The 19,871-nt window shown below is 45.4% G+C and carries 22 protein-coding genes; 7 read left to right on the plus strand and 15 right to left on the minus strand.

Annotated elements, in window-relative coordinates:
• Both ubiE and rmuC read right to left on the minus strand, forming a co-directional pair.
• Window positions 1-780 carry a bifunctional demethylmenaquinone methyltransferase/2-methoxy-6-polyprenyl-1,4-benzoquinol methylase UbiE gene (gene ubiE / locus NL645_RS17455; RefSeq protein ID WP_005379210.1) on the minus strand — a complete coding sequence of 260 codons (780 nt, stop codon included), beginning with the start codon at window positions 778-780 and terminating at the stop codon, window positions 1-3.
• A 78-nt stretch (window positions 781-858) separates the two neighbouring features.
• Entirely contained in the window at window positions 859-2,391 is a 1,533-nt protein-coding gene (gene rmuC / locus NL645_RS17460; RefSeq protein WP_006741771.1) for a DNA recombination protein RmuC, read from the minus strand.
• 168 nt (window positions 2,392-2,559) lie between these two features.
• Here rmuC and NL645_RS17465 point away from each other — a divergent pair, with 168 nt between their 5' ends.
• Both NL645_RS17465 and NL645_RS17470 read left to right on the plus strand, forming a co-directional pair.
• Window positions 2,560-3,468, plus strand: a complete 909-nt coding sequence (locus tag NL645_RS17465) for a DMT family transporter (RefSeq protein ID WP_253652113.1) — start codon at window positions 2,560-2,562, stop codon at window positions 3,466-3,468.
• 191 nt (window positions 3,469-3,659) lie between these two features.
• Window positions 3,660-6,107, plus strand: a complete 2,448-nt coding sequence (locus NL645_RS17470) for a bifunctional diguanylate cyclase/phosphodiesterase (protein ID WP_253652114.1) — start codon at window positions 3,660-3,662, stop codon at window positions 6,105-6,107.
• Between the two features lie 18 nt (window positions 6,108-6,125).
• Here the strand turns inward: NL645_RS17470 and NL645_RS17475 are convergent, their stop codons facing one another.
• From NL645_RS17475 to NL645_RS17490, 4 genes are read right to left on the minus strand one after another with little or no spacing between them, the layout of a single operon-like run.
• Window positions 6,126-7,196, minus strand: coding sequence for an AI-2E family transporter (locus tag NL645_RS17475; RefSeq protein WP_253652115.1), 1,071 nt, complete (start codon window positions 7,194-7,196; stop codon window positions 6,126-6,128).
• Between the two features lie 43 nt (window positions 7,197-7,239).
• Window positions 7,240-7,635, minus strand: a complete 396-nt coding sequence (locus NL645_RS17480; RefSeq protein WP_253652116.1) for a hypothetical protein — start codon at window positions 7,633-7,635, stop codon at window positions 7,240-7,242.
• The gene (locus NL645_RS17485; RefSeq protein ID WP_253652117.1) at window positions 7,580-8,092 is read right to left on the minus strand and encodes a hypothetical protein; all 513 of its coding nucleotides are present in this window, start codon (window positions 8,090-8,092) and stop codon (window positions 7,580-7,582) included. The genes NL645_RS17480 and NL645_RS17485 overlap by 56 nt, the downstream gene beginning before the upstream one ends.
• Window positions 8,093-8,138: 46 nt before the next feature.
• Window positions 8,139-8,387: a hypothetical protein gene (locus NL645_RS17490; RefSeq protein ID WP_005394426.1), complete on the minus strand. Its 249-nt coding sequence runs from the start codon at window positions 8,385-8,387 to the stop codon at window positions 8,139-8,141.
• A gap of 363 nt (window positions 8,388-8,750) precedes the next feature.
• Here NL645_RS17490 and NL645_RS17495 point away from each other — a divergent pair, with 363 nt between their 5' ends.
• Entirely contained in the window at window positions 8,751-9,188 is a 438-nt protein-coding gene (locus tag NL645_RS17495; RefSeq protein WP_005394423.1) for a DUF2383 domain-containing protein, read from the plus strand.
• A 155-nt stretch (window positions 9,189-9,343) separates the two neighbouring features.
• Entirely contained in the window at window positions 9,344-9,742 is a 399-nt protein-coding gene (locus NL645_RS17500; RefSeq protein WP_005379193.1) for a hypothetical protein, read from the plus strand.
• Window positions 9,743-9,947: 205 nt separating this feature from the next.
• Here NL645_RS17500 and NL645_RS17505 read toward each other — a convergent pair whose 3' ends face one another.
• The 5 genes from NL645_RS17505 to NL645_RS17525 all read right to left on the minus strand — a co-directional run bounded on the left by NL645_RS17505 (window position 9,948) and on the right by NL645_RS17525 (window position 13,263).
• Window positions 9,948-11,606: a diacylglycerol kinase family protein gene (locus NL645_RS17505; RefSeq protein ID WP_085343363.1), complete on the minus strand. Its 1,659-nt coding sequence runs from the start codon at window positions 11,604-11,606 to the stop codon at window positions 9,948-9,950.
• Between the two features lie 142 nt (window positions 11,607-11,748).
• Window positions 11,749-12,180: a hemerythrin domain-containing protein gene (locus tag NL645_RS17510; RefSeq protein ID WP_253652118.1), complete on the minus strand. Its 432-nt coding sequence runs from the start codon at window positions 12,178-12,180 to the stop codon at window positions 11,749-11,751.
• A gap of 103 nt (window positions 12,181-12,283) precedes the next feature.
• The gene (locus tag NL645_RS17515; protein ID WP_048624594.1) at window positions 12,284-12,481 is read right to left on the minus strand and encodes a hypothetical protein; all 198 of its coding nucleotides are present in this window, start codon (window positions 12,479-12,481) and stop codon (window positions 12,284-12,286) included.
• Window positions 12,482-12,489: 8 nt separating this feature from the next.
• Window positions 12,490-12,666: a DUF1328 family protein gene (locus tag NL645_RS17520; RefSeq protein ID WP_012841233.1), complete on the minus strand. Its 177-nt coding sequence runs from the start codon at window positions 12,664-12,666 to the stop codon at window positions 12,490-12,492.
• A 45-nt stretch (window positions 12,667-12,711) separates the two neighbouring features.
• The gene (locus NL645_RS17525; protein WP_047009372.1) at window positions 12,712-13,263 is read right to left on the minus strand and encodes a BON domain-containing protein; all 552 of its coding nucleotides are present in this window, start codon (window positions 13,261-13,263) and stop codon (window positions 12,712-12,714) included.
• A 434-nt stretch (window positions 13,264-13,697) separates the two neighbouring features.
• Here NL645_RS17525 and NL645_RS17530 point away from each other — a divergent pair, with 434 nt between their 5' ends.
• Complete coding sequence (locus NL645_RS17530; protein ID WP_243326904.1) at window positions 13,698-15,041, plus strand: sigma-54-dependent Fis family transcriptional regulator; 1,344 nt, start codon at window positions 13,698-13,700, stop codon at window positions 15,039-15,041.
• 86 nt (window positions 15,042-15,127) lie between these two features.
• Here the strand turns inward: NL645_RS17530 and NL645_RS17535 are convergent, their stop codons facing one another.
• The 3 genes from NL645_RS17535 to ftnA all read right to left on the minus strand — a co-directional run bounded on the left by NL645_RS17535 (window position 15,128) and on the right by ftnA (window position 17,444).
• A complete protein-coding gene (locus NL645_RS17535; RefSeq protein ID WP_006741765.1) occupies window positions 15,128-16,321 on the minus strand; it encodes an NAD(P)/FAD-dependent oxidoreductase in 1,194 nt (397 codons plus the stop codon).
• 180 nt (window positions 16,322-16,501) lie between these two features.
• A complete protein-coding gene (gene uspB / locus NL645_RS17540; RefSeq protein ID WP_005394407.1) occupies window positions 16,502-16,825 on the minus strand; it encodes a universal stress protein UspB in 324 nt (107 codons plus the stop codon).
• Between the two features lie 91 nt (window positions 16,826-16,916).
• Window positions 16,917-17,444, minus strand: a complete 528-nt coding sequence (gene ftnA, locus NL645_RS17545; protein WP_005379167.1) for a non-heme ferritin — start codon at window positions 17,442-17,444, stop codon at window positions 16,917-16,919.
• Window positions 17,445-17,725: 281 nt separating this feature from the next.
• Between ftnA and uspA the strand changes: the two genes are divergently transcribed.
• Both uspA and NL645_RS17555 read left to right on the plus strand, forming a co-directional pair.
• Entirely contained in the window at window positions 17,726-18,151 is a 426-nt protein-coding gene (gene uspA / locus NL645_RS17550; RefSeq protein ID WP_005379165.1) for a universal stress protein UspA, read from the plus strand.
• 64 nt (window positions 18,152-18,215) lie between these two features.
• On the plus strand, window positions 18,216-19,094 hold the full coding sequence (locus tag NL645_RS17555; RefSeq protein WP_253652119.1) for a DMT family transporter: 879 nt from the start codon (window positions 18,216-18,218) through the stop codon (window positions 19,092-19,094).
• Window positions 19,095-19,166: 72 nt separating this feature from the next.
• Here the strand turns inward: NL645_RS17555 and NL645_RS17560 are convergent, their stop codons facing one another.
• Window positions 19,167-19,739: a hypothetical protein gene (locus NL645_RS17560; RefSeq protein ID WP_253652120.1), complete on the minus strand. Its 573-nt coding sequence runs from the start codon at window positions 19,737-19,739 to the stop codon at window positions 19,167-19,169.
• Window positions 19,740-19,871 lie beyond the last annotated feature (132 nt).

Here is a 19,871-nt window from a genome sequence, read left to right on the forward strand (position 1 = left end):
TTAGAATTTATAACCGCGATGCAAAGCCACAATACCACCAGTTAAGTTGTAGTATTTGGTGTTTTCAAAACCTGCGTCTTGCATCATGCCTTCCAGCGTTTCTTGGTCTGGATGCATACGGATTGACTCCGCTAGGTAGCGGTAACTCTCTGAGTCATTCGCAACTAGCTCACCGATTCTCGGCAATAAGTGGAATGAATATGCGTCGTATACTTTCGATAACGGCTCTAGCACTGGTTTCGAAAATTCTAGCACCAATAGACGGCCGCCTGGCTTCAATACGCGGAACATTGAACGAAGCGCTTTGTCTTTGTCAGTCACATTACGCAAACAAAAACTGATGGTGATGACATCAAAATAATCATCTGGGAACGGCAGTTCTTCTGCGTTGGCTTGAACGTAATGCACGTTACCCACAATTCCGTTATCGCGCAGTTTATCGCGACCAACGTTAAGCATTGAATTATTGATATCAGCAAGGATGACATGGCCTTCATCGCCAACAATGCGCGAGAATTTCGCCGTTAAATCACCCGTACCACCACCTAGGTCAAGAATACGTTGGCCAGGGCGAGCACCACTACAATCGATAGTGAAGCGCTTCCAAAGGCGGTGAATACCACCAGACATCAGGTCATTCATGATGTCGTATTTTGTTGCCACGGAGTGGAATACTTCGGCAACCTTAGTCACTTTTTCGTCTTTTGCCACTGTAGAGAAACCAAAGTGAGTGGTTTCATTCTCTAACGCTGTATTGGATTGCAAACTTGTGTCCGTCATTCTAATTCCTCTTAGGCAGCGCTTTCTCTCTGCGGGGCGTTTGCTGACAAATAAAATCGCCCACTGCACTGCGGGCGATTAGTTTACTTTATCCTCAGCCGGATGTCTTTCTACTAACGGGTCATTTTCTGAAAATGAATCACTCTGCGCTAACTGTGCGAGGTCAGAAGAAATTGGTCGTTTGATTTCAACCCCAAGGTGCTTAAAGCTTTCGGCTTGACGAATCACATTCCCGCGCCCTGTGGCAAGCTTGTTCATTGCGCCTTGATAGCTTTGATTCGCCTTATCCAGCGCACCGCCGAGCCCTTCCATGTCGTCCACAAACAATCGTAATTTGTCGTAGAGTTTTGTCGCGCGCTGCGCAATCATTTTGGCGTTTTCATTCTGGCGTTCATTGCGCCATAGATTATCAATGGTGCGCAGTGCCACCAGCAACGTTGTTGGGCTCACCAAAATGATGTTTTGCTCCATCGCGTCTTTGATCAAACTTGGATCGGCTTGAATCGCGACTTGGAACGCAGGCTCAACCGGAATAAACATCAGCACATAGTCCAAACTCTGAATACCTTTGAGTTTGTGGTAGTCCTTCATGCTTAAACCCTTAATGTGAGCACGCAGTGCGGCTAAGTGCGCACTCAAAGCCTGGTCTCGATCGGCATCAGTTTCGGCGTTGAAATAGCGCTCATAGGCGACCAGCGCCATTTTGGAATCCACAACCACTTGTTTGTTTTGTGGGAGATGAACAATCACATCAGGTTGGTAGCGCTTGCCTGCTTCATTTTGCAAATTCACCTGAGTCTGATATTCGTGCCCTTCACGCAGTCCCGACTCGGCAAGCACCCTAGCGAGCACCACTTCGCCCCAATTACCTTGCTGCTTGTTGTCCCCTTTCAGCGCTTGGGTCAAATTAACCGCTTCTCGCGTCATTTGCTCATTCAAACGTTGAAGGTTTTTGAGCTCATGCACTAAGGTATGGCGCTCTTTAGCTTCTTGGCTAAAGCTGTCATTAACGTGCTTTTTGAATCCTTCTAGCTGCTCTCGGAGCGGTGACAACAAACCTTCCAAACTCTGACGGTTTTGCAAGTCGACCTTCGCGGTTTTTTCTTCAAACAGTTGGTTGGCCAAGTGCTCAAATTGCTGTTTCAGGCGCGCTTCCGCTTGCTCTAGAATTTGCAGTTTTTCGGCATTGGCTTGGTTGATTTGCTCATGACGTGCTTGCTGCTCACGCAGTTGCGTTTCTAGACGTGATTTGTGCTCACGCATCTGACCAAGCTCATCAAAGTATTGCTGGCGCTCTTGCTTTACGGCCTCGAAGTAACGCAGTTTTTCCATTGCTGCCATCAGCTTTCCATGTGTTTGGCGTACTTCAAACGCGGCTTTATCGCGCTCATCATCTAATTCATCCAACTCTTGCTGGGCATCGGCAAGGCTTTGTTTAACCTGTTCAAGCTGCTGTTGGTGAAGCTGCTTTTCTGAAACAAGTTGTTGTTCGAGAAGCTGAGTTTGGGTGATAAAACGCTGTTTCACCCACCAACCGACGGCGACACCACTAAGCGTGGCAGCACAAAGAGAAGAGAGAATGAGAGATTGGTACTCAAGAATCCATTGCATAATAGCGAGTTAGCCTGTGTTTTGTATCTATAACAATGGTATTTAGACACTGGATAAATGTCCAGTTTGTTGGATGAAAAATCCTCGCATACACTAGGCCTTCCTATAATATTCTTTCTTCCGCTCAAATTAACTGAACCGAGCGGCACATCATCACGCAGAGGCATCATGAACGAGCGTCGCGCCCTAGGATTTGGGCTCTCAGCAGTATTACTTTGGTCTACCGTTGCAACCGCATTTAAACTCACGTTGGCAGAATTTACGCCAATCCAAATGCTGTGCATTGCCAGTATCGTCTCTGCGATTGCGCTGACGATAATCTGTGGTGTGCAAGGCAAGTTGGGCAAATTAAGTGCCACCTTCCTCTCAAACCCTTGGTATTACCTACTGCTTGGGTTGATTAACCCCTTGGCGTATTACGTCATTCTCTTTAAAGCGTATGACTTGCTTCCTGCATCTCAAGCCCAAGCAATTAACTACAGCTGGGCCATTACCTTGACGCTAATGGCTGCTGTTTTCTTAGGGCAGAAGATCCGAGCTAAGGATTGGCTCGCTTGCGGTTTTAGCTATGTAGGCGTGATTGTGATTGCCACACAGGGCAATGTTCTCGGCATGCAATTCGAGAGCCCGTTGGGCGTGGGGCTGGCGCTGCTATCGACACTGTTGTGGGCTGGTTACTGGATTTTAAACACCAAAAATAAGGCCGACCCTGTGGTTGGTGTATTACTTGGTTTTTTGGTCGCTATTCCATTTGCCATTGGTTTAAGTCTTTATGAAGGAGCGAGCTGGCAGGCAATCTCAATTAAAGGCTGGGCAGCGGTGACGTATGTCGGGCTATTTGAAATGGGGATCACTTTCGTCCTATGGCTAAGCGCCCTCAAATCGACGCAAAACACAGCCCGCATCAGTAATCTGATCTTTGCTTCGCCATTCATCTCACTGATGCTATTGGCAACCATCATTGGTGAAGAAATTCATCCATCAACCTTGATTGGTTTAATACTAATCATCAGTGGATTAGTGGTCCAACAAGTATCGTGGGGTAAAAAAACCAAAGCCATGAGCACTTCTCAATGATGAACAAAAAACCTCAATAAACGATGCAATGAGTTGGATAAAAAAGAGATATAGCTAACAGTTTAATGATAGAAAGCGCCTTACGCTGCTGGGAATTACCTAAGCGTTGGATACGATACCAACACGGCCCAATAGCTTAAGCTAGATTCTAATACCACTATCTTTGGGCGCTTCAGGACACGTTATTAATTATGTTTCGCTTCGCTATTCCTTCGCCTTTGATGGCAGACTGGCAACAGGCTCTGCAACAATGCTGTGATGCTACTCAAGCTCAGGGACAACTTTATACTCTGAGCGATACCCAGCAGTGGCTATCAACTGAGGTGTCCACCTCGGCTCAAAATCATCGCGCTATCGTCGAAGTGGTAGTGCAAGTTGCCGCTCAATTTACACCGACAGACTTGACGATAAGCCACACATCCTTTGGACAGCAAACCTTGAGCATAGGTCCGATTTGGCTACCAAATGGCGATCTGTTTGCCGTATTAGCGCTGACTCACCCTGACGATCAAATCACGGTAGTCTCTGCTTGGCTGAGTGCATTAGTGGGAAGAATGAGCTTTGATATCAGCTCACACTACCAGCAAGAACGAACACGCCATCAAACTGCAGCGACCACACCATTACCGACGCTGCAAGAGTTTATCGACTGCCTTGAAGACCATATTTGGATAAAAGGCATGGATGGTCTTTATTCGATGACCAACCGAAGCGTAGAAAATGCGTGGCAAAAGACCAACAGTGAGATCATCGGCAAAGACGATTTCGCACTGTTTAGCCACGAGCGAGCAGAGAAGTTCATTGAGGCCGATAACTTGGTCGTGGCGACAGGCACGCTGAACATCGTCGAAGAATGCCGCCAAATTGATGAAAACAATAACCCAACTTGGCTAGAAACCATTAAGTCTCCTGTTCGTGATAATGACGGAAACTTAATTGGTATTCTGGGCATGACGCGCAACATCACACGCCGGAAAATGGTCGAAACGCAACTCTCATTGGCGTCCAAAATTTTTAATAACTCACAAGAAGGCATGGTCATTACTGATCGCAATGCCAACATCATTGATGTAAACACAGCCTTTACTCAAATCACCGGCTATCGCTCTGAAGAGGTGATTGGAAAGAACCCCAGAATTCTGCGCTCTGGTCATCATGACCAAGGCTTCTATAAACAGTTGTGGCATCAGCTCGAAACCAAAGGTCAATGGAAAGGCGAGTTCATCAACCGAAAGAAAGATGGCAGCATTTACCCGCAGTTAGCGACCATTAGTGCCGTAATGGACGATAAAAATCATCTCATTAACTACATCTGTGTATTTGAAGATATTTCCGTGCGTAAAGCGCACGAAGAAAAACTGCAGCGCATGGCCTTTTATGATCCGTTAACGAATCTGCCTAATCGCACCCATTTACTTAGCTTGCTTGAACAACACATTGAAACCGGGCAGAAGAACCAACAGACGTTTGCCACCCTATTTCTGGATATCGACCATTTCAAGCACATCAACGATAGCATGGGTCACTTTTGTGGTGATCAGTTGCTGTCTAAGTTGGCTATCCGTCTGCAAGATATTCTTCACTTAAATGCGCATGTGGCTCGTATTGGCGGCGATGAGTTCGTGATCATTTTGCCGGACGTCCACAGTGATGTGGCTTTGCTGGAAACCGTCAGCGATATTCTCAGCGTTTTCCAACAACCGTTCGACTTGGCAAATCACGACTCACTGCGCGTCTCGACCAGTATTGGCATAGCCTTATACCCAAGAGACGGCCAAGACAGCGAAACCTTACTCAAAAACGCAGATACGGCGATGTACTTAGCGAAGAAAAATGGGCGCAACGGCTACGCATTTTACTCACCAGATTTAACCGATAAATCGGTATCCCATGTGCGCATTCAATCTGCTTTACATCAAGCGATAGAAAAGCAGCAACTTCGATTAGAGTTCCAGCCACAATATAACTTGGAGCAACATGCGATTGTTGGCGTTGAAACCTTATTACGCTGGCAGCACCCCGAATTTGGCCTTGTACCACCAGCCGACTTTATTCCAATTGCAGAAAAAACGGGGCTTATCCAAAGCATTGGCGAGTGGGTCTTGCTACACGCTTGTCAGCAAGGAAATGCTTGGCTGGAACAAGGCGTTGAGTTTGGCAGAATTGCGGTTAATGTGTCGGCATTACAGCTTCAGCAATCGAATTTCATTCAGAGATTGAGCGATATCCTCAATCAAACTGGTTTCCCTGCTCAACGGCTGGATTTGGAGATCACCGAGAGCTTTTTACTGATCGACCCTCAACAAGCCATTGCGTCGTTAAATCAACTAAGAGGGTTAGGCATCGAGATTTCTCTGGATGATTTCGGCACAGGCTATTCGTCTTTGTCTTATTTGAAAGGTTTACCCATCAATAAGCTGAAAATTGATCGTTCGTTTGTCAGTGATGTACCCAGCAATAGCGATAGCAATGCGATTGTGAATGCGATTATCGCCATGGGCAAAACACTGTCATTGAAAGTCGTAGCGGAAGGAATAGAAACTCAGGAGCAAGCCGATTACTTGTTCGAAAAAGGCTGTGTTTACGGTCAAGGGTATCTTTTTAGCCGACCAGTAAGTGCGGAAAAACTTTTTCGTTGAGCCAGCTTGTCGCCCAAGTCATTCTCGTGGAGCCACATCCTCGGGGATGGTTTGGCTTGGTTGACTTTGAGTTGATTGACACAGCTCCAGACGCTCAACCAAAATATTAATGCAGACCAATAGCGGTACACCGATTAAGAGCCCCATACCGCCCCAAAGCCAACCCCAGAACACGAGCCAAACGAAGATCACTAACGGATTTAAATTGAATCTTTTCCCTAATAACGTTGGCGTGACAAACTGACTTTCAATCAAGTTGATCAACAAATAGATAGACACCACAGTGAGCATAAAACTGACCGACTCCAACTGCAGATAAGCCACAAAACCGAAACTCACCATGGAGATGACTGGGCCGAGATACGGCGCAAAATTCATCACGCCAGCAAACGCCCCCCACAAGAACGGGTCCTCAAGGCCTAAAACAAAAAACACCGCCCCAACACTCAACCCAAGTCCCGCATTCACCAACGTGATAGTGCCAATGTATCGAGATAGGTCTTTCTGTAGTGCTTTGACCAGTTCAATCGCTTGGCGCTGCTTGGCAAACCCATGCAAGTACGACACTGACTTTCGAAATAAGCTGCGTCCATGATTGAGCATAAAATACACCATAAACAGCACGATCATCGCTTGTGTCAAAATGGTCGGCGTCGTGGTCGCGAGTGTCTTCACCAAAGAAAATACGGTGTTGTTCCCGACTTCATCCATACCCATATCGCTGGCAATATTCAGCGGCGTATTAAGGTGATCCGCCGAGGCTTGAGTCACTTCACTCACTTCTTGCGACACATTTTTCACGATACTGGGTAGTTCAGACCACCACTGCTTAGCAGGCTCCGACATGGCAGCAAGGCCAATAATTGAAGCACCAACCAAGAATGACAGAGTCACCACGACGGTAATCGCGCGCGGTAAACCTTTGTCTTCAAGATAGTTAATGAAAGGACTGCATAACAGCGAAATAAAGGTACTAAGCACAATAGGTAACAAGATTGGCTTAGCAAAATACAGCCCAGGAACGAGCAATAAGACAAGAAGGGTTGCACCAATCGCGGTGTTGGCAGGCATGTTCAATTTCGCTGTCATAAAAAGGCTCAAGGTCGGTAGGAATAATTATCGGCGAAAGCCGTTATTGGGGTTGCTCGGCTTCTGTTTCTGTCGCGGTCTCTTCTGTCGAAGCAGTATTGCTTGCTTGTGGTTCAGCATTTTGACCTTGTTCTACGCCCGACTGGTTAGAAGACGCTGCCATAACTGGCTTGGCAAGCGAATCCGCTAGTTCGGAGACACTACTCGCCAATAGCCCCATGGAAGAGATAGAGGAAGTCAGTCGAGACAATCGACCCGCTTTGGCAGCGGTAACGGCAACGACAGCACTAATACCTAGCGTCGTCCAAGGATTTTCTTTCACAAACTTCTTAGTGGTAAACGTGAACATTTCCATCGATAAGCAGCATTGCTCTAAAGATGCTTTACCTTCCATCCGCTTGATTCGAATGGCTCGATTGAGCTTTTGTAGCGAGCGCATCCCACCCCTCCTGCAACTGTTCTGTCGTATTTTTGAATCCAAGGAAACCAACTAAACGCTTCTGCCACCAAGCTAAAGACAACAATGCCAAACCTAAGGACGCAATAAATACGCCCACGGCAACATATACGTTAGCGGTCAGCTGATAAGCCACCACACCAGAAGCAAGGCACAAACTGAACACGAACAATACCGACAATAAGGTAAAAACAATGGTGCATAGCAAAATCTGTCGCGCTGCGGACGCATTAATCTTCACCTCCAAGAGGAACAAATCCAACGTTGAACCCGACCACGCTTTCAGCGATTGAGTCAATTGGTCCAGTTGTGAAAGAATACTGCTCAAACCATTGATGGTTTGTTGGATATCCTGCTCTTCTTCCCCACTTGGGGCTCGACCGCTGTCTGCTGCGGCCGAGCCTGGTTGCTGGTTAGTGACTTGTCCGGAGTTATTCATTGGAACCCTCGCCTTCTGTTATGTGGCTTAATCCGTTGGACCGTGATTATTTGATCAGCTTCGAAACCGCCCAACCCGCAAGGAAGGCACAACCAATGCTCAGCAATGGACGCTCCTTGATAACGTTCTCTGCCGACTTGGTCGCCTGCTGAACGTGTTCCGCGCCCACATCAAATTTCTCTTTAGCTTGGTCTTTCATTGCGCCGACGGCTTCCGTCGTGGCTTGCTCCGCTAAGTGATATGCTTCTTCTAACTGCTCTTGAGGTTTTACTGTGCTTTCTTTTGTTGTAGCCATAACTAGCCTCCGTTGATGAGTTGAGTAGTAAATCAAGTGAAACAACTTTTGAACTCACTTACTCACTACTAAGCCATATCCGTGCCAAAATTATAAGCATTTGTTTTTATTTTATTTTTGTTTTGTTTCACGACAAATCCTTATCTGTACGTGTAATTCTTTCCAGACTTCCCCAACATTCTTGTAATTTTTTCTTAGCGCCTCATCTGCAACCCTCCAATTCTTGCGCAATAAACTCATAACCAATTGATTAATAGAAAAATAACATTCCTTGGCATACAACCTGCAACTAAAGATGAAACATCTGTGTTTGTTCCCCATACGTACAAACACTCCCATCACCAACCAAATCAGGAGTGAGATATGAAAAATGAAAATATCGCCTCAATCATTGAGCTTATCGAGAGCGGAAATGACATTTACAACAAGGCCATTGAGAACATTGACAACACTTCTTTGAATAATGTGTTGGTAGAACTGCTTAGAGTACGTGAGCGAGCGGTGCTTGAGCTTACTCCCTACACATTGGCAAATAACCAGGAAGACTCTGCCGACGACACTCCGGTTTCCTACACCATTAAAGCGCGTGAGGTATACAGCGATGTGATGAAGGAGGTGTCTTCTGACAAAGAGTCCATGTATTTGGAACAGCTCGAAGGTGTTGAAAGCAAGGTGCTCAAAGAGATCGAAAACCTAATTACTAGCCACCCAGAGCAAGCGGATAATTCGGTTCTACTGAAAGTTCGCAGTGATATCAAAAGCTGTAAAGAAAAGCTCAGCAGCATCAGCCTTATCAGCTGATCCTTAGTGGTCGCCTTTGCAATCAAGCGCTGGCAGAGAAAATGGCCAACTCGTTTTGGCCATTTCTGATAAGACCACAGGCACCTCAATACAACCAAAACTAGAAAACACTAAACCGAGTAATCAACACGGTAGTCATAAATAAAGAGGTCAGTATGACATTGGATAATAATCGAGTAAGGGAGCTACTCGTAAAAATGACACACCATCGCCAAACGTGTTTGCCTCTCGTTAATCCGCAATCGCATATGACACTCGCAAGAGCGGCGTATCGATTCGTTAAAATAGAAAAAGTGATGATCAAAAAGATGGCGAAGTTGTTCTTCGACCAAGATGGTGAACAATTCATTGCGGAAAATGCCACCGAATACGGCGTTGCCGAACTAGGTAATTACAAAGAAATGCATTTCATGAACAAGTTGTTGTTAGATGATTTAAAAGCGCTACTCAGAGCCATTGACGACACAAACTTAACGGCGCTTGTTTCTTACTGGTTAGCTGCTTTACAAGTCGAAAACGATGAAATTGAAAAGCACTTACCCCAGGGTGAGTAGTCATACTCACCCCCCTTCTTCCTTTCACTTCGAGAACGATAAATAGACGCTCTCTCAGATACAAAAAATGCCGATATAAAAAAGCCGCTGCACCTACGCAGCGACCTTATTGGTTCCTTCAAAACTACGACTAAACCGGTAAACAAAGGCACGCTATAAAGCACTAGGCAAATGGTGCATTATCCACTGCTTATCTGTTTTAAAGCTAAGCCGATTTACTTCTCCCGCTTGGGACAAATACGTTCAACGATTTTGGACGAAGCTTGATCGCTAATTGCTCATCAGAATAAAGCTCACCATCAATCACATACTCAATCGGTTTGTTCGCAGAAATAGTGACATTCTGAGCCGTCGCGTATTGAAAATGAGTCGATTCCTCCTGCGCACCTACGCTGGTTAATGTCAGATCAGACAATGCGATGAGGCGTCCACCTAAAGATTCGGTGTTATCTAAATACGTGATATGCAGCTTGCCATCGTCAGGCTGCGGAGCACCACCACCTTGCGCGAGCAACGTACTAAAAGGAGCGATGTTCGCAACGACAAAGCTATGAACTTCTAGCGTTTGTGATCCATTTTCGCGGTTTCCATCTTCAAATGGCGCATCCATCGCAACAGTCAACGTCTGCGTCTCTTCCGCCACCACCGCGTTAAAAAAGCCCGTTAAGTAGGCCAATTGTCCAAAGGTGTTTTTCTCTTCTCGCTGCGCATGCTCGATCATTTTCTGCTCTAGGCCAATACCTAGGACTAACAATATAAGCCTCTGATTACACTCAGCCGTATCAATACGTTGGCAGTGACCTGCTAGCAATGCTTCACACGCTTTTTCGACTGGTGAGAATTTTGCGCCAACTCCATAGAGCACATGACATAACGCATTGGCGGTTCCGAGCGGAACAATACCGAGTTTGATATCGGTACCTACCAGCTGGCTCGCCACTTCCGTCACTGTGCCATCGCCACCCGCTACGATAATTTGCTTAGCACCACTTTCTTTTGCCTGCAGCGTGAGCTGCTCAGCGCTGAGATTTGTGGTGGTTTGATGAATACTCAAGCGATATTTTTTGGTTAGTTCACGAATCAAGTGCTGTTCGTTTTCCTCCCATTTGCCGCCACCTGCAACAGGGTTAACCACCATCCAAGTGGACTGATCCAGACCCAGTACGCCTTTTTCACTTATCGCTCGTAACGTTTTGATCTGCAATTTATTCAATCTCGCGGTACTGCGCACGTCATTGATTTTTTTCATCACAGATTCAACCGTCAGCGACGGATCTTTGCTCAGTAGATACGCCGCAACAACAAACACCGATCGACCACGCCCTAACGCACAATGCACAACCACAGCTCGCGAGCACGAGATTTGCGTATCAATCCAGTTAATCGCATGGCGAAGGCGCTCTAGCGTTGGGGCTTTGTGGTCGAGTACCGGAATCGAAAGGTAATGAAACTGCTTGTCGGTCATCGCACTTTCAAGCCCAGCAAATTCTGCGGTGACATCGACAATACAAGAGATGTCATTGGATTCGAGAAAATCTAAGTCACTCTGAAATAGCCGACGGGAGAGGTATAAATTATCGCTGACTTTTTGGATCGGAGGCACAGTATCGCGCCGTCTTTCCCAGGCATTATATGCTCTAGCGCCCAGTAAAAAGGGGATGAATGCCCAGCGGATCCACCTGACAATCTTGCCGTCTTGGTTTTTTCTAAAAATGGAGGGAATGTCGAAAACGTAGGCTACGCTGACTAATGCTAAAGAAAGAGATACCCATAAGAACAACAGGCTAACCATGATTTGGGGAATATAAATAGCGGCCAATAAACTGATCAGAGCGCCAAGAATATAATATTTGATGATAAACATTCGCTCTCCTTGCCTTCAGCGAGTGCGCTTTTTTAGTGAAAGTGAGAATAAGCTGGTTTTAGTTTAGGCTAATTAGCTTGGTAAACGCTTTGATTGGGCCCCTTCCCGTGCCGAAATGGCACGAAAAGGACCAATACTCCACCTAACTAGCCATTTCTTCGACGTAGCTATCCGCTAGTTTCATTTTCTGCTGATCGGTCATCACCTTACCGGCCAATTGGAAAAAACGCTGCTCTTCTTCTTCGAGGTGGTGCAATACTTTGTGACGCAAAGTTTTCATGAGGTTGAGCCATCCTGGCGAGCTCATGTCGGTTGCATCAAGCTGTGCAATCACTTTATCAATCTCGTGGTGCTCTGCGATGCCATGACGAGTAAGATCGATGGTTTTATCACTCTCGATTAAAGGCGCGTAGAAAAAGCGCTCTTCTGCGGCGGCGTGCTGTTCGAGTTCATCCTTAAGATTGTGATAAAACTCTTCGCGTGCAGGGGAATCTCCAGACGTTTCCATCAGAGCATCGAGTAAAAGGCGTTGCTTTTCATGACTCTCTTTTAGTACATCAAATATGTTTTTCATCTTTGACTCCTCATCTGATTGTAAACACTTGGGATAAAAGGAAGGGCGGTGATTGACCGCCCTTCTCTTACATTGCTGTGAACAAAAAGCTGACCTGACTCGACTAACAATCTTGGTCTTCTGCGTTCAAGTTCTCTTTAATATTTTCACACTCATCTTCAATCGCATTTTGAGTTTCTTCGGCGGCTTCATCTATCTTCTTGCCTGCCTGTTCCATTGGCCCTTCTTCACTACAAGCAGCCAGTGCGAACACCAAACCAAATACTGCGGCGATACGGTAAATTAATGACGTAAGTCGCATGAAATCTCCTATCTATTTACGTTTTTTCTTCCTAGCAGAACAATCACTATTGATACAATTAATGACAATAGGAATAGGTAAAATATCACTTGCGCGATAGAGGCCGCCGCCCCTGCAATACCAGTAAAACCTAGTAGTGCAGAAACCAGTGCCAAAGCCAGAAAAATAAACATCCAACGAACCATAGTGTTACCTCCTAATAAAAGTGGGTTAGGTCACTCGGCTCGTTATTATTGAACCACTTCTAGCTTATCAATCACCTTATTTACATCATTGGTATTATTTGCAATTGAAAGTGCAAGATCATGCTCCGCATCTGAATTAACCTTACCTGCCAACGTTACCGTTTTACGTTCCGTCGTTACATCAATGTCCGTACCACTTACATTGGTATCCATCAGTAGGCGCGTTTTAACTATAGTCGTGATTTTAGAGTCGGTCAGTGTGGCTAATGCCTCTGAATCGGTTTCTTTCTTACCTTCATTCACCACTGACAATTCGTTATTTACTTCTTTCACACCATCAAGACCTGTTACAAGCTCTTCGGCAAGCGATTTTTCAAGGTCATTGTTTACCGAACCAGAAAGGGTAACTACCTGATTTTCAACATCGGTGTTGATATCAAAAGAGTTAAGGTTACTGTTTAGCAGCAGCGTCGTTTCAGCTTTACCATCTAGCCAAGCGTCCATGGATTCTTTTTCCCATTTATCACTCGCTAAGACTGCTGTAGATGAAGTAGCAAGAACTGACGTAAGTACAATTTTAGCTGCGATGTTATTCATGGTAATTCTCCTTTATTGACGTTGTATTTCCATAGGAGCAAACCATGTGCCAAGTTTGTAACTTATTATTTTTAAAGGAATAATAAAAACAAGAGATAAAAGTAAGACGAACAAGAAAATATAAGTATGAATTATTTACACAGAAGAAATGTAATTTTTAATCGTTAATAATTTCGCAATCAATCACATAATAAGCCAATAAAAGATGAGACATTATTTCTTCGACTTCACTTAATCGCAGAATTATTATTTAAAGCGTGAGACACCCGAATAAAAAGCAATATTTATCAGAATTATTACTGATATATACCAAGATAGGTTAAACAAAATTAAAATAGCCTACAGACCCTTAAATCTCTGCTGACAATATTTTGTCTTGTGCACTTAGAATAATCCACGTACATTGTTTCTGTCATAGTAAAGAGGACATTTCTATGTCGTTGCCAAGCCTGTTTCTACGAATACAAGACCCGACACTTAAAGATGCTATTGCCTCTTGCCAGGAACTGAACAAATTTCGTCTGCATAATACCGATGCCGCAGATAGTTGGATTGAAGATTTCCTACAACTCAAACCGGAAGTTGCGATTGTTGAAGTCGCCCACTTTACTAGCGCAGATTACCAGCGCCTTTCTAATATCGAAGACATCTACGATATGGACTTGATCATCATTAGCTCTGGTGCTCCAAACGAAAATTTGGATAAGCTAATGAACTTAGGTGCAATTTTTCACTACAGAAAACCCGTCGATATTGCCATTTTGACGGACACCCTAAGCGAAGTCAGCCAGTACTATCAGCAAAAACAAGATCAAGGACGTAAAGTGTCCACTAGCGATCTCGACCAATTTGGCCTTTTGGTGGGGTCCTCATCGCCAATGCATCAGCTCTATCGCATGATCCGACGCGTCGCAAAAACAGAAGCCAACGTCCTCATTGTCGGTGAAAGCGGCTCAGGTAAAGAGTTAGTCGCACAGACCATTCATTTAGCCAGTGATCGCAAGCAACAACCCTTTATCGCGATTAACTGTGGTGCGATTAGCCCAGAATTGGTCGATAGTGAACTGTTTGGCCATGAAAAAGGCGCCTTTACCGGAGCGAATAAAACTCACCAAGGTGTATTTAAACAGGCAGAAGGCGGCACGCTGTTTTTAGATGAAATCACCGAGATGCCTATCGAGCATCAAGTGAAGCTATTGCGTGTGTTGGAAACCGGAGAATATCGCCCAGTGGGCAGTAATACGGTGCATATCGCCAACACTCGCATCATTGCCGCCACCAACCGTGATCCTAAAGTCGCCATTGAAGAGCAGTTCCTGCGTGAAGATCTGTTTTTCCGTTTATCGCACTTCCCATTAACGATACCGCCACTGCGAGATCGAGGCAGTGACATCGTCGGTCTGGCTAAGCACTTTATCGCGCACCGCAACGCAAATGAGGCTAAAACCAAAACCATTCTTGATTCTGCCATCCAAAAAATCGCCGTGCACGATTGGCCAGGTAATGTCCGTGAGCTCAAACACACGATCGAGCGCGCGTTTATTTTGGCTGATGACACCATCCGAGATGAACACTTGATATTCGATACGCCACCATTGGAAACAGGCACCAGCATCGAAGACCTTGTTCCAGCGGGCGTTTCGCTAGAAGAGCTAGAAAAAGCCGCCATTCTCAATACGCTTGAAGAGAATCAAGGCAATAAAACGGAATCTGCGCAAGAGTTAGGCATTAGCGTTAAAACGCTCTACAACAAACTCGAAAAGTATCAAGACGAGTAACTCGCGATGGGAATACAAAAAAGAGCACGGAATACGATTCAGTGCTCTTTTTTATCTTATCTTTTATGTGGATGTGCAGCGTTTGATTACACCCACTGACCCGCGACAAAGCCGCTCGACCAGCACCACTGAAAATTGTAGCCCCCTAACCAGCCAGTCACATCCATCACTTCGCCAATGAAGTACAGCCCTTTGATGTCTTTGCATTCCATGGTTTTCGAAGACAAGTGATCGGTATCCACACCGCCTAGTGTCACTTCCGCGGTTCGGTAGCCTTCAGTGCCATTAGGGGCGATATCCCAATGTTCTAAGCGCGCCACAATCGCCGCAAGCTCCTTTTGATTGAACTGCTTTAGCGGTTTATCGACCAGTTCTTTACGTTCAATCAAGACTTCAACCAAGCGCTTTGGTAGCACTTTAGCGAGCGTATTTTTGAGCGACTGATTCGGGTGCTTTTCACGGCTGCGTTCTAATAACTCGGCAACATCATCGTTTGGCACCAGATTAATCGACACCTTTTGCCCCGCTCGCCAGAATGATGAAATCTGTAAAACGGCTGGGCCAGATAAACCACGATGTGTGAACAACAGGGCTTCTTTGAACATGGTGCCATCTTCAGCTGTAATTTCCGCAGGTACCGCGATACCAGATAACTCAGCAAAATCTTCTTTGTCTTCTTTATGCAACGTAAATGGCACCAGCCCTGCCGTAGTTGGGATAACTCGAAGACCAAATTGTTCCGCGACTTTATAGCCAAATGGTGTCGCCCCCAGTTTTGGCATCGACAAGCCACCTGTTGCGATAACTAAAGACTCACACTCAACAATCTCAGTGCCAGCATGCAAACGAAAGCCTTCATCGATTTTCTCAATTGAGTGAACATCGCATTGGTAACGCTGCTCGATATTCGGCATATCACATTCAGCCAGCAGCATCTTCACGATGTCTTTCGCCGTAAACGCATCGACACAAAACAGCTGACCGTGATCGCGCTCTTCAAATTCAATACCATGCTTACACACCATCGAGATAAAATCCCAGTTGGTGTATTGAGAAAGCGCCGACTTAACGAAATGCGGGTTTTGGCATAGGTAGTTGCTGGCTGAGACGTCGTAATTAGTGAAGTTACAACGGCCACCGCCTGAGATAAGGATTTTACGTCCTGGCTTTTTAGCATGATCGAGCACCAAAACACGGCGGCCTCGCTTGCCGGCTTCTGCAGCACACATCAAACCCGCTGCACCTGCGCCAATTACAACAACATCAAATTTCTTACTCATCGGTAGCTCTTAGACTGATTGGGATCGAATCGAAATAAAAAAGGATGTGCACATTGCACATCCTTGCTTTCTAGGCGCGACATTCTACCGACAAATCTCGAAGGGGAAAAGCGCTTACACGGTAAGCGCTACGCATACCCGTACAATCCTAGGAGATTAACTCGCTAGATTATTGATTCTTTAAAGAATGAAGGCCGCGAGTAGGGTAACACCGAGCAAAGCGGTCGATAAAACAAATAGCTCACGCACCCTTTCGCACTTACCAGTAAAAATCTCATCGTGGTGATGGTGATATTCTTTACTTTTGATGTAGTGGAACAAACGCACCTGTTTGGTGACATTTCCATGGGTGGTAAAAAAGCCATTGCCATCAACTTGCTGATATAACAACGGATGCGCTTCACGCATGATGTAAATTAGAGAACGAAGAGCGGTGAGATACCGGATCATGTTGACTCCAGTTACCACCATTAGCGCAAATAAGATTGTGTCTCCACTGATCATCTTTTCCTCCCTACATCTTCAACAATGCTCAAGAGAAAAAGACGATCAATGCTTCGTCTTTACCCGCTACTTATAGCGTCAAAAAACGCGTTTACGCAGCTGGAGCATCCATGATTGAAGATGAACCTTCTTTCGCCATTTGTGCTAGATCTTTGTCGATGAAGAACAATGCTTTACCATCTTCACCTACTAATTCGATCTTATCTAAAATCCCTTTAAACAACTTCTCTTCTTCGTGCTGTTCAGACACGTACCACTGTAGGAAGTTAAACGTTGAGTAGTCTTGGCTAGTAAATGCAACATGTGCCAATTTATTGATTTTTTCCGTGATCATTTGCTCATGTTCGAAGGTCTCGCGGAAAACATCACCTAAGCTAGCAAAATCATGCTTTGGTGCATCAATAGCGCCCAAAATTGGCATTGAGCCAGTTTCACTTACGTAGGTGAATAGGCGTTGCATGTGCTCCATTTCTTCTACGGCGTGAGCGCGTAAAAATTCAGCCGCACCTTCAAAACCTTTGTCTTCACACCAAGCACTCATTTGTAAGTATAGATTGGATGAGAAAAATTCTAGGTTAATTTGCTCATTCAATTGTTCGACCATAGTTTGAGACAGCATGTTAACTCCTATTAATGTGCATGCAATATACCCAAGTAACCTCGAGATAAACGACGCCGCGAGATTGACTTGCTCTACATCAGAGGCAAGGTTTTACTTGAACTATAGTCAGTAACGGAGCGCTGAACTCCGCATCTCAAAGTCACTTGGGTATAACGCCACTATAACATGATTACTGAGACAAGACTTTGTACCTACGACACTGATATGAGATCACTTCAGCAAATTTTTTTGGGGGTTAGTGCTAATCTAAAACTATGACCTTACAAGGAGATAGCAATATGAGTTACAAACACATACTTGTGGCAGTCGACCTGTCAGACGACAGTAAAGTGTTGATTAAAAAAGCCGTATCACTGGCTAAACCTCTGGATGCGAAAGTCTCTTTTATTCACATCGACGTGAACTACGCAGAGCTCTACACCGGGCTTATCGACATCAATATGGCAGAAGCGCAACATCAAGCAATGGAAGCGTCGCGCACACAATTGGCGAATTTCGCAGAATATGCGCAATACCCAATAGCCCATACTTTGGTCGGTAGTGGCGATTTGAGTAATGAGCTGTGCGATACCATTCAAGATTACAGTATCGACTTGGTGGTTTGTGGTCATCACCAAGATTTCTGGAGCAAGATTCTGTCTTCGACTCGACAACTGATTAACTGCTCTCCAGTCGATATGCTGGTCGTACCGCTAAAAGACTGATTGGCGCGACGTTAAAACTTGGTTAGACTGCGGGCACATTTGTTGTTGATAAAGATTCTCATCCATGGCTTATCTATCCGCAGTTACCCTACTTTGGGCATTCTCATTTAGCCTGATCGGCGTTTACCTCGCTGGTCAGGTTGATTCTTGGTTCTCGGTGTTCATGCGCGTGGCACTGGCGAGTCTGGTTTTCATTCCCTTTTTAAAATTCCGTGGCGTTAGCAAATCCTTAATCGCGAAACTGATGACGGTCGGTGGCTTTCAGCTTGGTCTGATGTACTGCTTCTACTACCAATCTTTTTTGCTCCTTTCCGTGCCAGAAGTATTGCTGTTCACCGTATTCACACCCATTTACGTCACGCTGATCTATGACTTCTTGAAAGGTCGCTTTTCACCTTGGTATTTGGTTACCGCGGCGATTGCTGTATTTGGCGCAGCCTGGATTAAGTTTGCAGGCATTAATGAAGACTTCCTGCTGGGCTTTTTGGTCGTACAAGGAGCAAACCTCTGTTTTGCCATTGGTCAGGTAGGCTACAAATACATCATGGAAAGTGAGCCGGTTGATTTGCCACAACACACCGTGTTTGGTTACTTCTACTTAGGTGCGCTTTGTGTAGCAACCGTGGCTTTCGCTCTGATGGGCAACCTCGACAAACTACCCACCACCGCAACGCAATGGGGCATTCTGACGTACCTTGGTTTAATGGCTTCCGGTTTTGGTTACTTCGCGTGGAACAAAGGCGCAACCATGGTAAACGCAGGAGCACTTGCAGTAATGAACAACGCGTTAGTGCCAGCAGGTTTGATTGTGAACATTGTGATTTGGAACCGCGATGTTGATGTCATGCGACTCGCCATTGGCGGTGCGATCATCATGCTATCGCTATGGATTAACGAAACCTGGGTGAAAAAGCGCGTCGAAATGAGCTACGCCAAGAAGTAAAGCGACCGCTCCCAACACACATACCGACAATAAAAAACGCTCTCCAACTGGAGAGCGTTTTTTTGGATTAGATTAATGCACTTTGACTTGCGAGCTTGTGCTCATCAACGCATTAGGTGGCGTTGATAGCAACACCTCTAGCTTGGCATTGCGCACTTCAAGCTTGCGCTGACGCTTAAGTAACTTTTGTTGTTTTTTCGCTACTTTTAACAACTTCTTCTGCTGCTTATAATGCTTTTTCAGTGCTTTTTTCGCTTTCTTAAGCGATTTTTTATCCGCTAAATCAAACCATACTGGTGCGTCGGTTCTTACTGGCTCCAGGGATTTTTCGGCTTGCTTTTTCTCTTTCACGCGCTCAACAACACGCTTCACAATCGCTGCTTTTTCGTTGCTTTGTTTTGTTGTCACAGGAATCGGTTGTACTGGCAGCGCTTCAGCCAATAAGCCACATGATTGTTGCTCGTTCAATGGCTTGTCTTGGCATTTTTGCGGCGGAATAGCGGCTGGCTTACACAGGGTATCTTTGGCCGCTGAAGAACGTGCGCAAGAGCGACAAACAAACTTTGGTGCGACAACTAAACGATGGATGTCGCCAAGCTCCGCCGCGATCTGTTTACGACTCATTTTACATAAGCGTTTAGCCATTCTACTACTCCAGCTTCCCAATTATCGACCGCATCACAACAAGTGAAATAATAATAATTCTTAGTTAGATATACAGTCAGGGAGGAGAATTAGCAAGAGAAAACTATCAGTAACGATTCAGAAAGAGAGGCT

The sequence above is a fragment of the Vibrio sp. Y51_MX_L26 genome, assembly GCF_024181935.1.
GTDB lineage: Bacteria > Pseudomonadota > Gammaproteobacteria > Enterobacterales > Vibrionaceae > Vibrio > Vibrio diabolicus.

Coding starts and splice junctions, on each gene's coding strand:
- uspA (WP_005379165.1), top strand. CDS start 17,726: ATGAGTTACAAACACATACTTGTGGCAGTCGACCTGTCAGACGACAGT.
- NL645_RS17500 (WP_005379193.1), top strand. CDS start 9,344: ATGACATTGGATAATAATCGAGTAAGGGAGCTACTCGTAAAAATGACA.
- NL645_RS17525 (WP_047009372.1), bottom strand. CDS start 13,263: ATGAATAACATCGCAGCTAAAATTGTACTTACGTCAGTTCTTGCTACT.
- uspB (WP_005394407.1), bottom strand. CDS start 16,825: ATGATCAGTGGAGACACAATCTTATTTGCGCTAATGGTGGTAACTGGA.
- NL645_RS17560 (WP_253652120.1), bottom strand. CDS start 19,739: ATGGCTAAACGCTTATGTAAAATGAGTCGTAAACAGATCGCGGCGGAG.
- NL645_RS17475 (WP_253652115.1), bottom strand. CDS start 7,196: ATGACAGCGAAATTGAACATGCCTGCCAACACCGCGATTGGTGCAACC.
- NL645_RS17555 (WP_253652119.1), top strand. CDS start 18,216: ATGGCTTATCTATCCGCAGTTACCCTACTTTGGGCATTCTCATTTAGC.
- NL645_RS17490 (WP_005394426.1), bottom strand. CDS start 8,387: ATGGCTACAACAAAAGAAAGCACAGTAAAACCTCAAGAGCAGTTAGAA.
- NL645_RS17535 (WP_006741765.1), bottom strand. CDS start 16,321: ATGAGTAAGAAATTTGATGTTGTTGTAATTGGCGCAGGTGCAGCGGGT.
- NL645_RS17470 (WP_253652114.1), top strand. CDS start 3,660: ATGTTTCGCTTCGCTATTCCTTCGCCTTTGATGGCAGACTGGCAACAG.
- NL645_RS17465 (WP_253652113.1), top strand. CDS start 2,560: ATGAACGAGCGTCGCGCCCTAGGATTTGGGCTCTCAGCAGTATTACTT.
- ftnA (WP_005379167.1), bottom strand. CDS start 17,444: ATGCTGTCTCAAACTATGGTCGAACAATTGAATGAGCAAATTAACCTA.
- NL645_RS17530 (WP_243326904.1), top strand. CDS start 13,698: ATGTCGTTGCCAAGCCTGTTTCTACGAATACAAGACCCGACACTTAAA.
- NL645_RS17520 (WP_012841233.1), bottom strand. CDS start 12,666: ATGGTTCGTTGGATGTTTATTTTTCTGGCTTTGGCACTGGTTTCTGCA.
- NL645_RS17505 (WP_085343363.1), bottom strand. CDS start 11,606: ATGTTTATCATCAAATATTATATTCTTGGCGCTCTGATCAGTTTATTG.
- NL645_RS17480 (WP_253652116.1), bottom strand. CDS start 7,635: ATGCGCTCGCTACAAAAGCTCAATCGAGCCATTCGAATCAAGCGGATG.
- NL645_RS17515 (WP_048624594.1), bottom strand. CDS start 12,481: ATGCGACTTACGTCATTAATTTACCGTATCGCCGCAGTATTTGGTTTG.
- NL645_RS17495 (WP_005394423.1), top strand. CDS start 8,751: ATGAAAAATGAAAATATCGCCTCAATCATTGAGCTTATCGAGAGCGGA.
- ubiE (WP_005379210.1), bottom strand. CDS start 780: ATGACGGACACAAGTTTGCAATCCAATACAGCGTTAGAGAATGAAACC.
- rmuC (WP_006741771.1), bottom strand. CDS start 2,391: ATGCAATGGATTCTTGAGTACCAATCTCTCATTCTCTCTTCTCTTTGT.
- NL645_RS17510 (WP_253652118.1), bottom strand. CDS start 12,180: ATGAAAAACATATTTGATGTACTAAAAGAGAGTCATGAAAAGCAACGC.
- NL645_RS17485 (WP_253652117.1), bottom strand. CDS start 8,092: ATGAATAACTCCGGACAAGTCACTAACCAGCAACCAGGCTCGGCCGCA.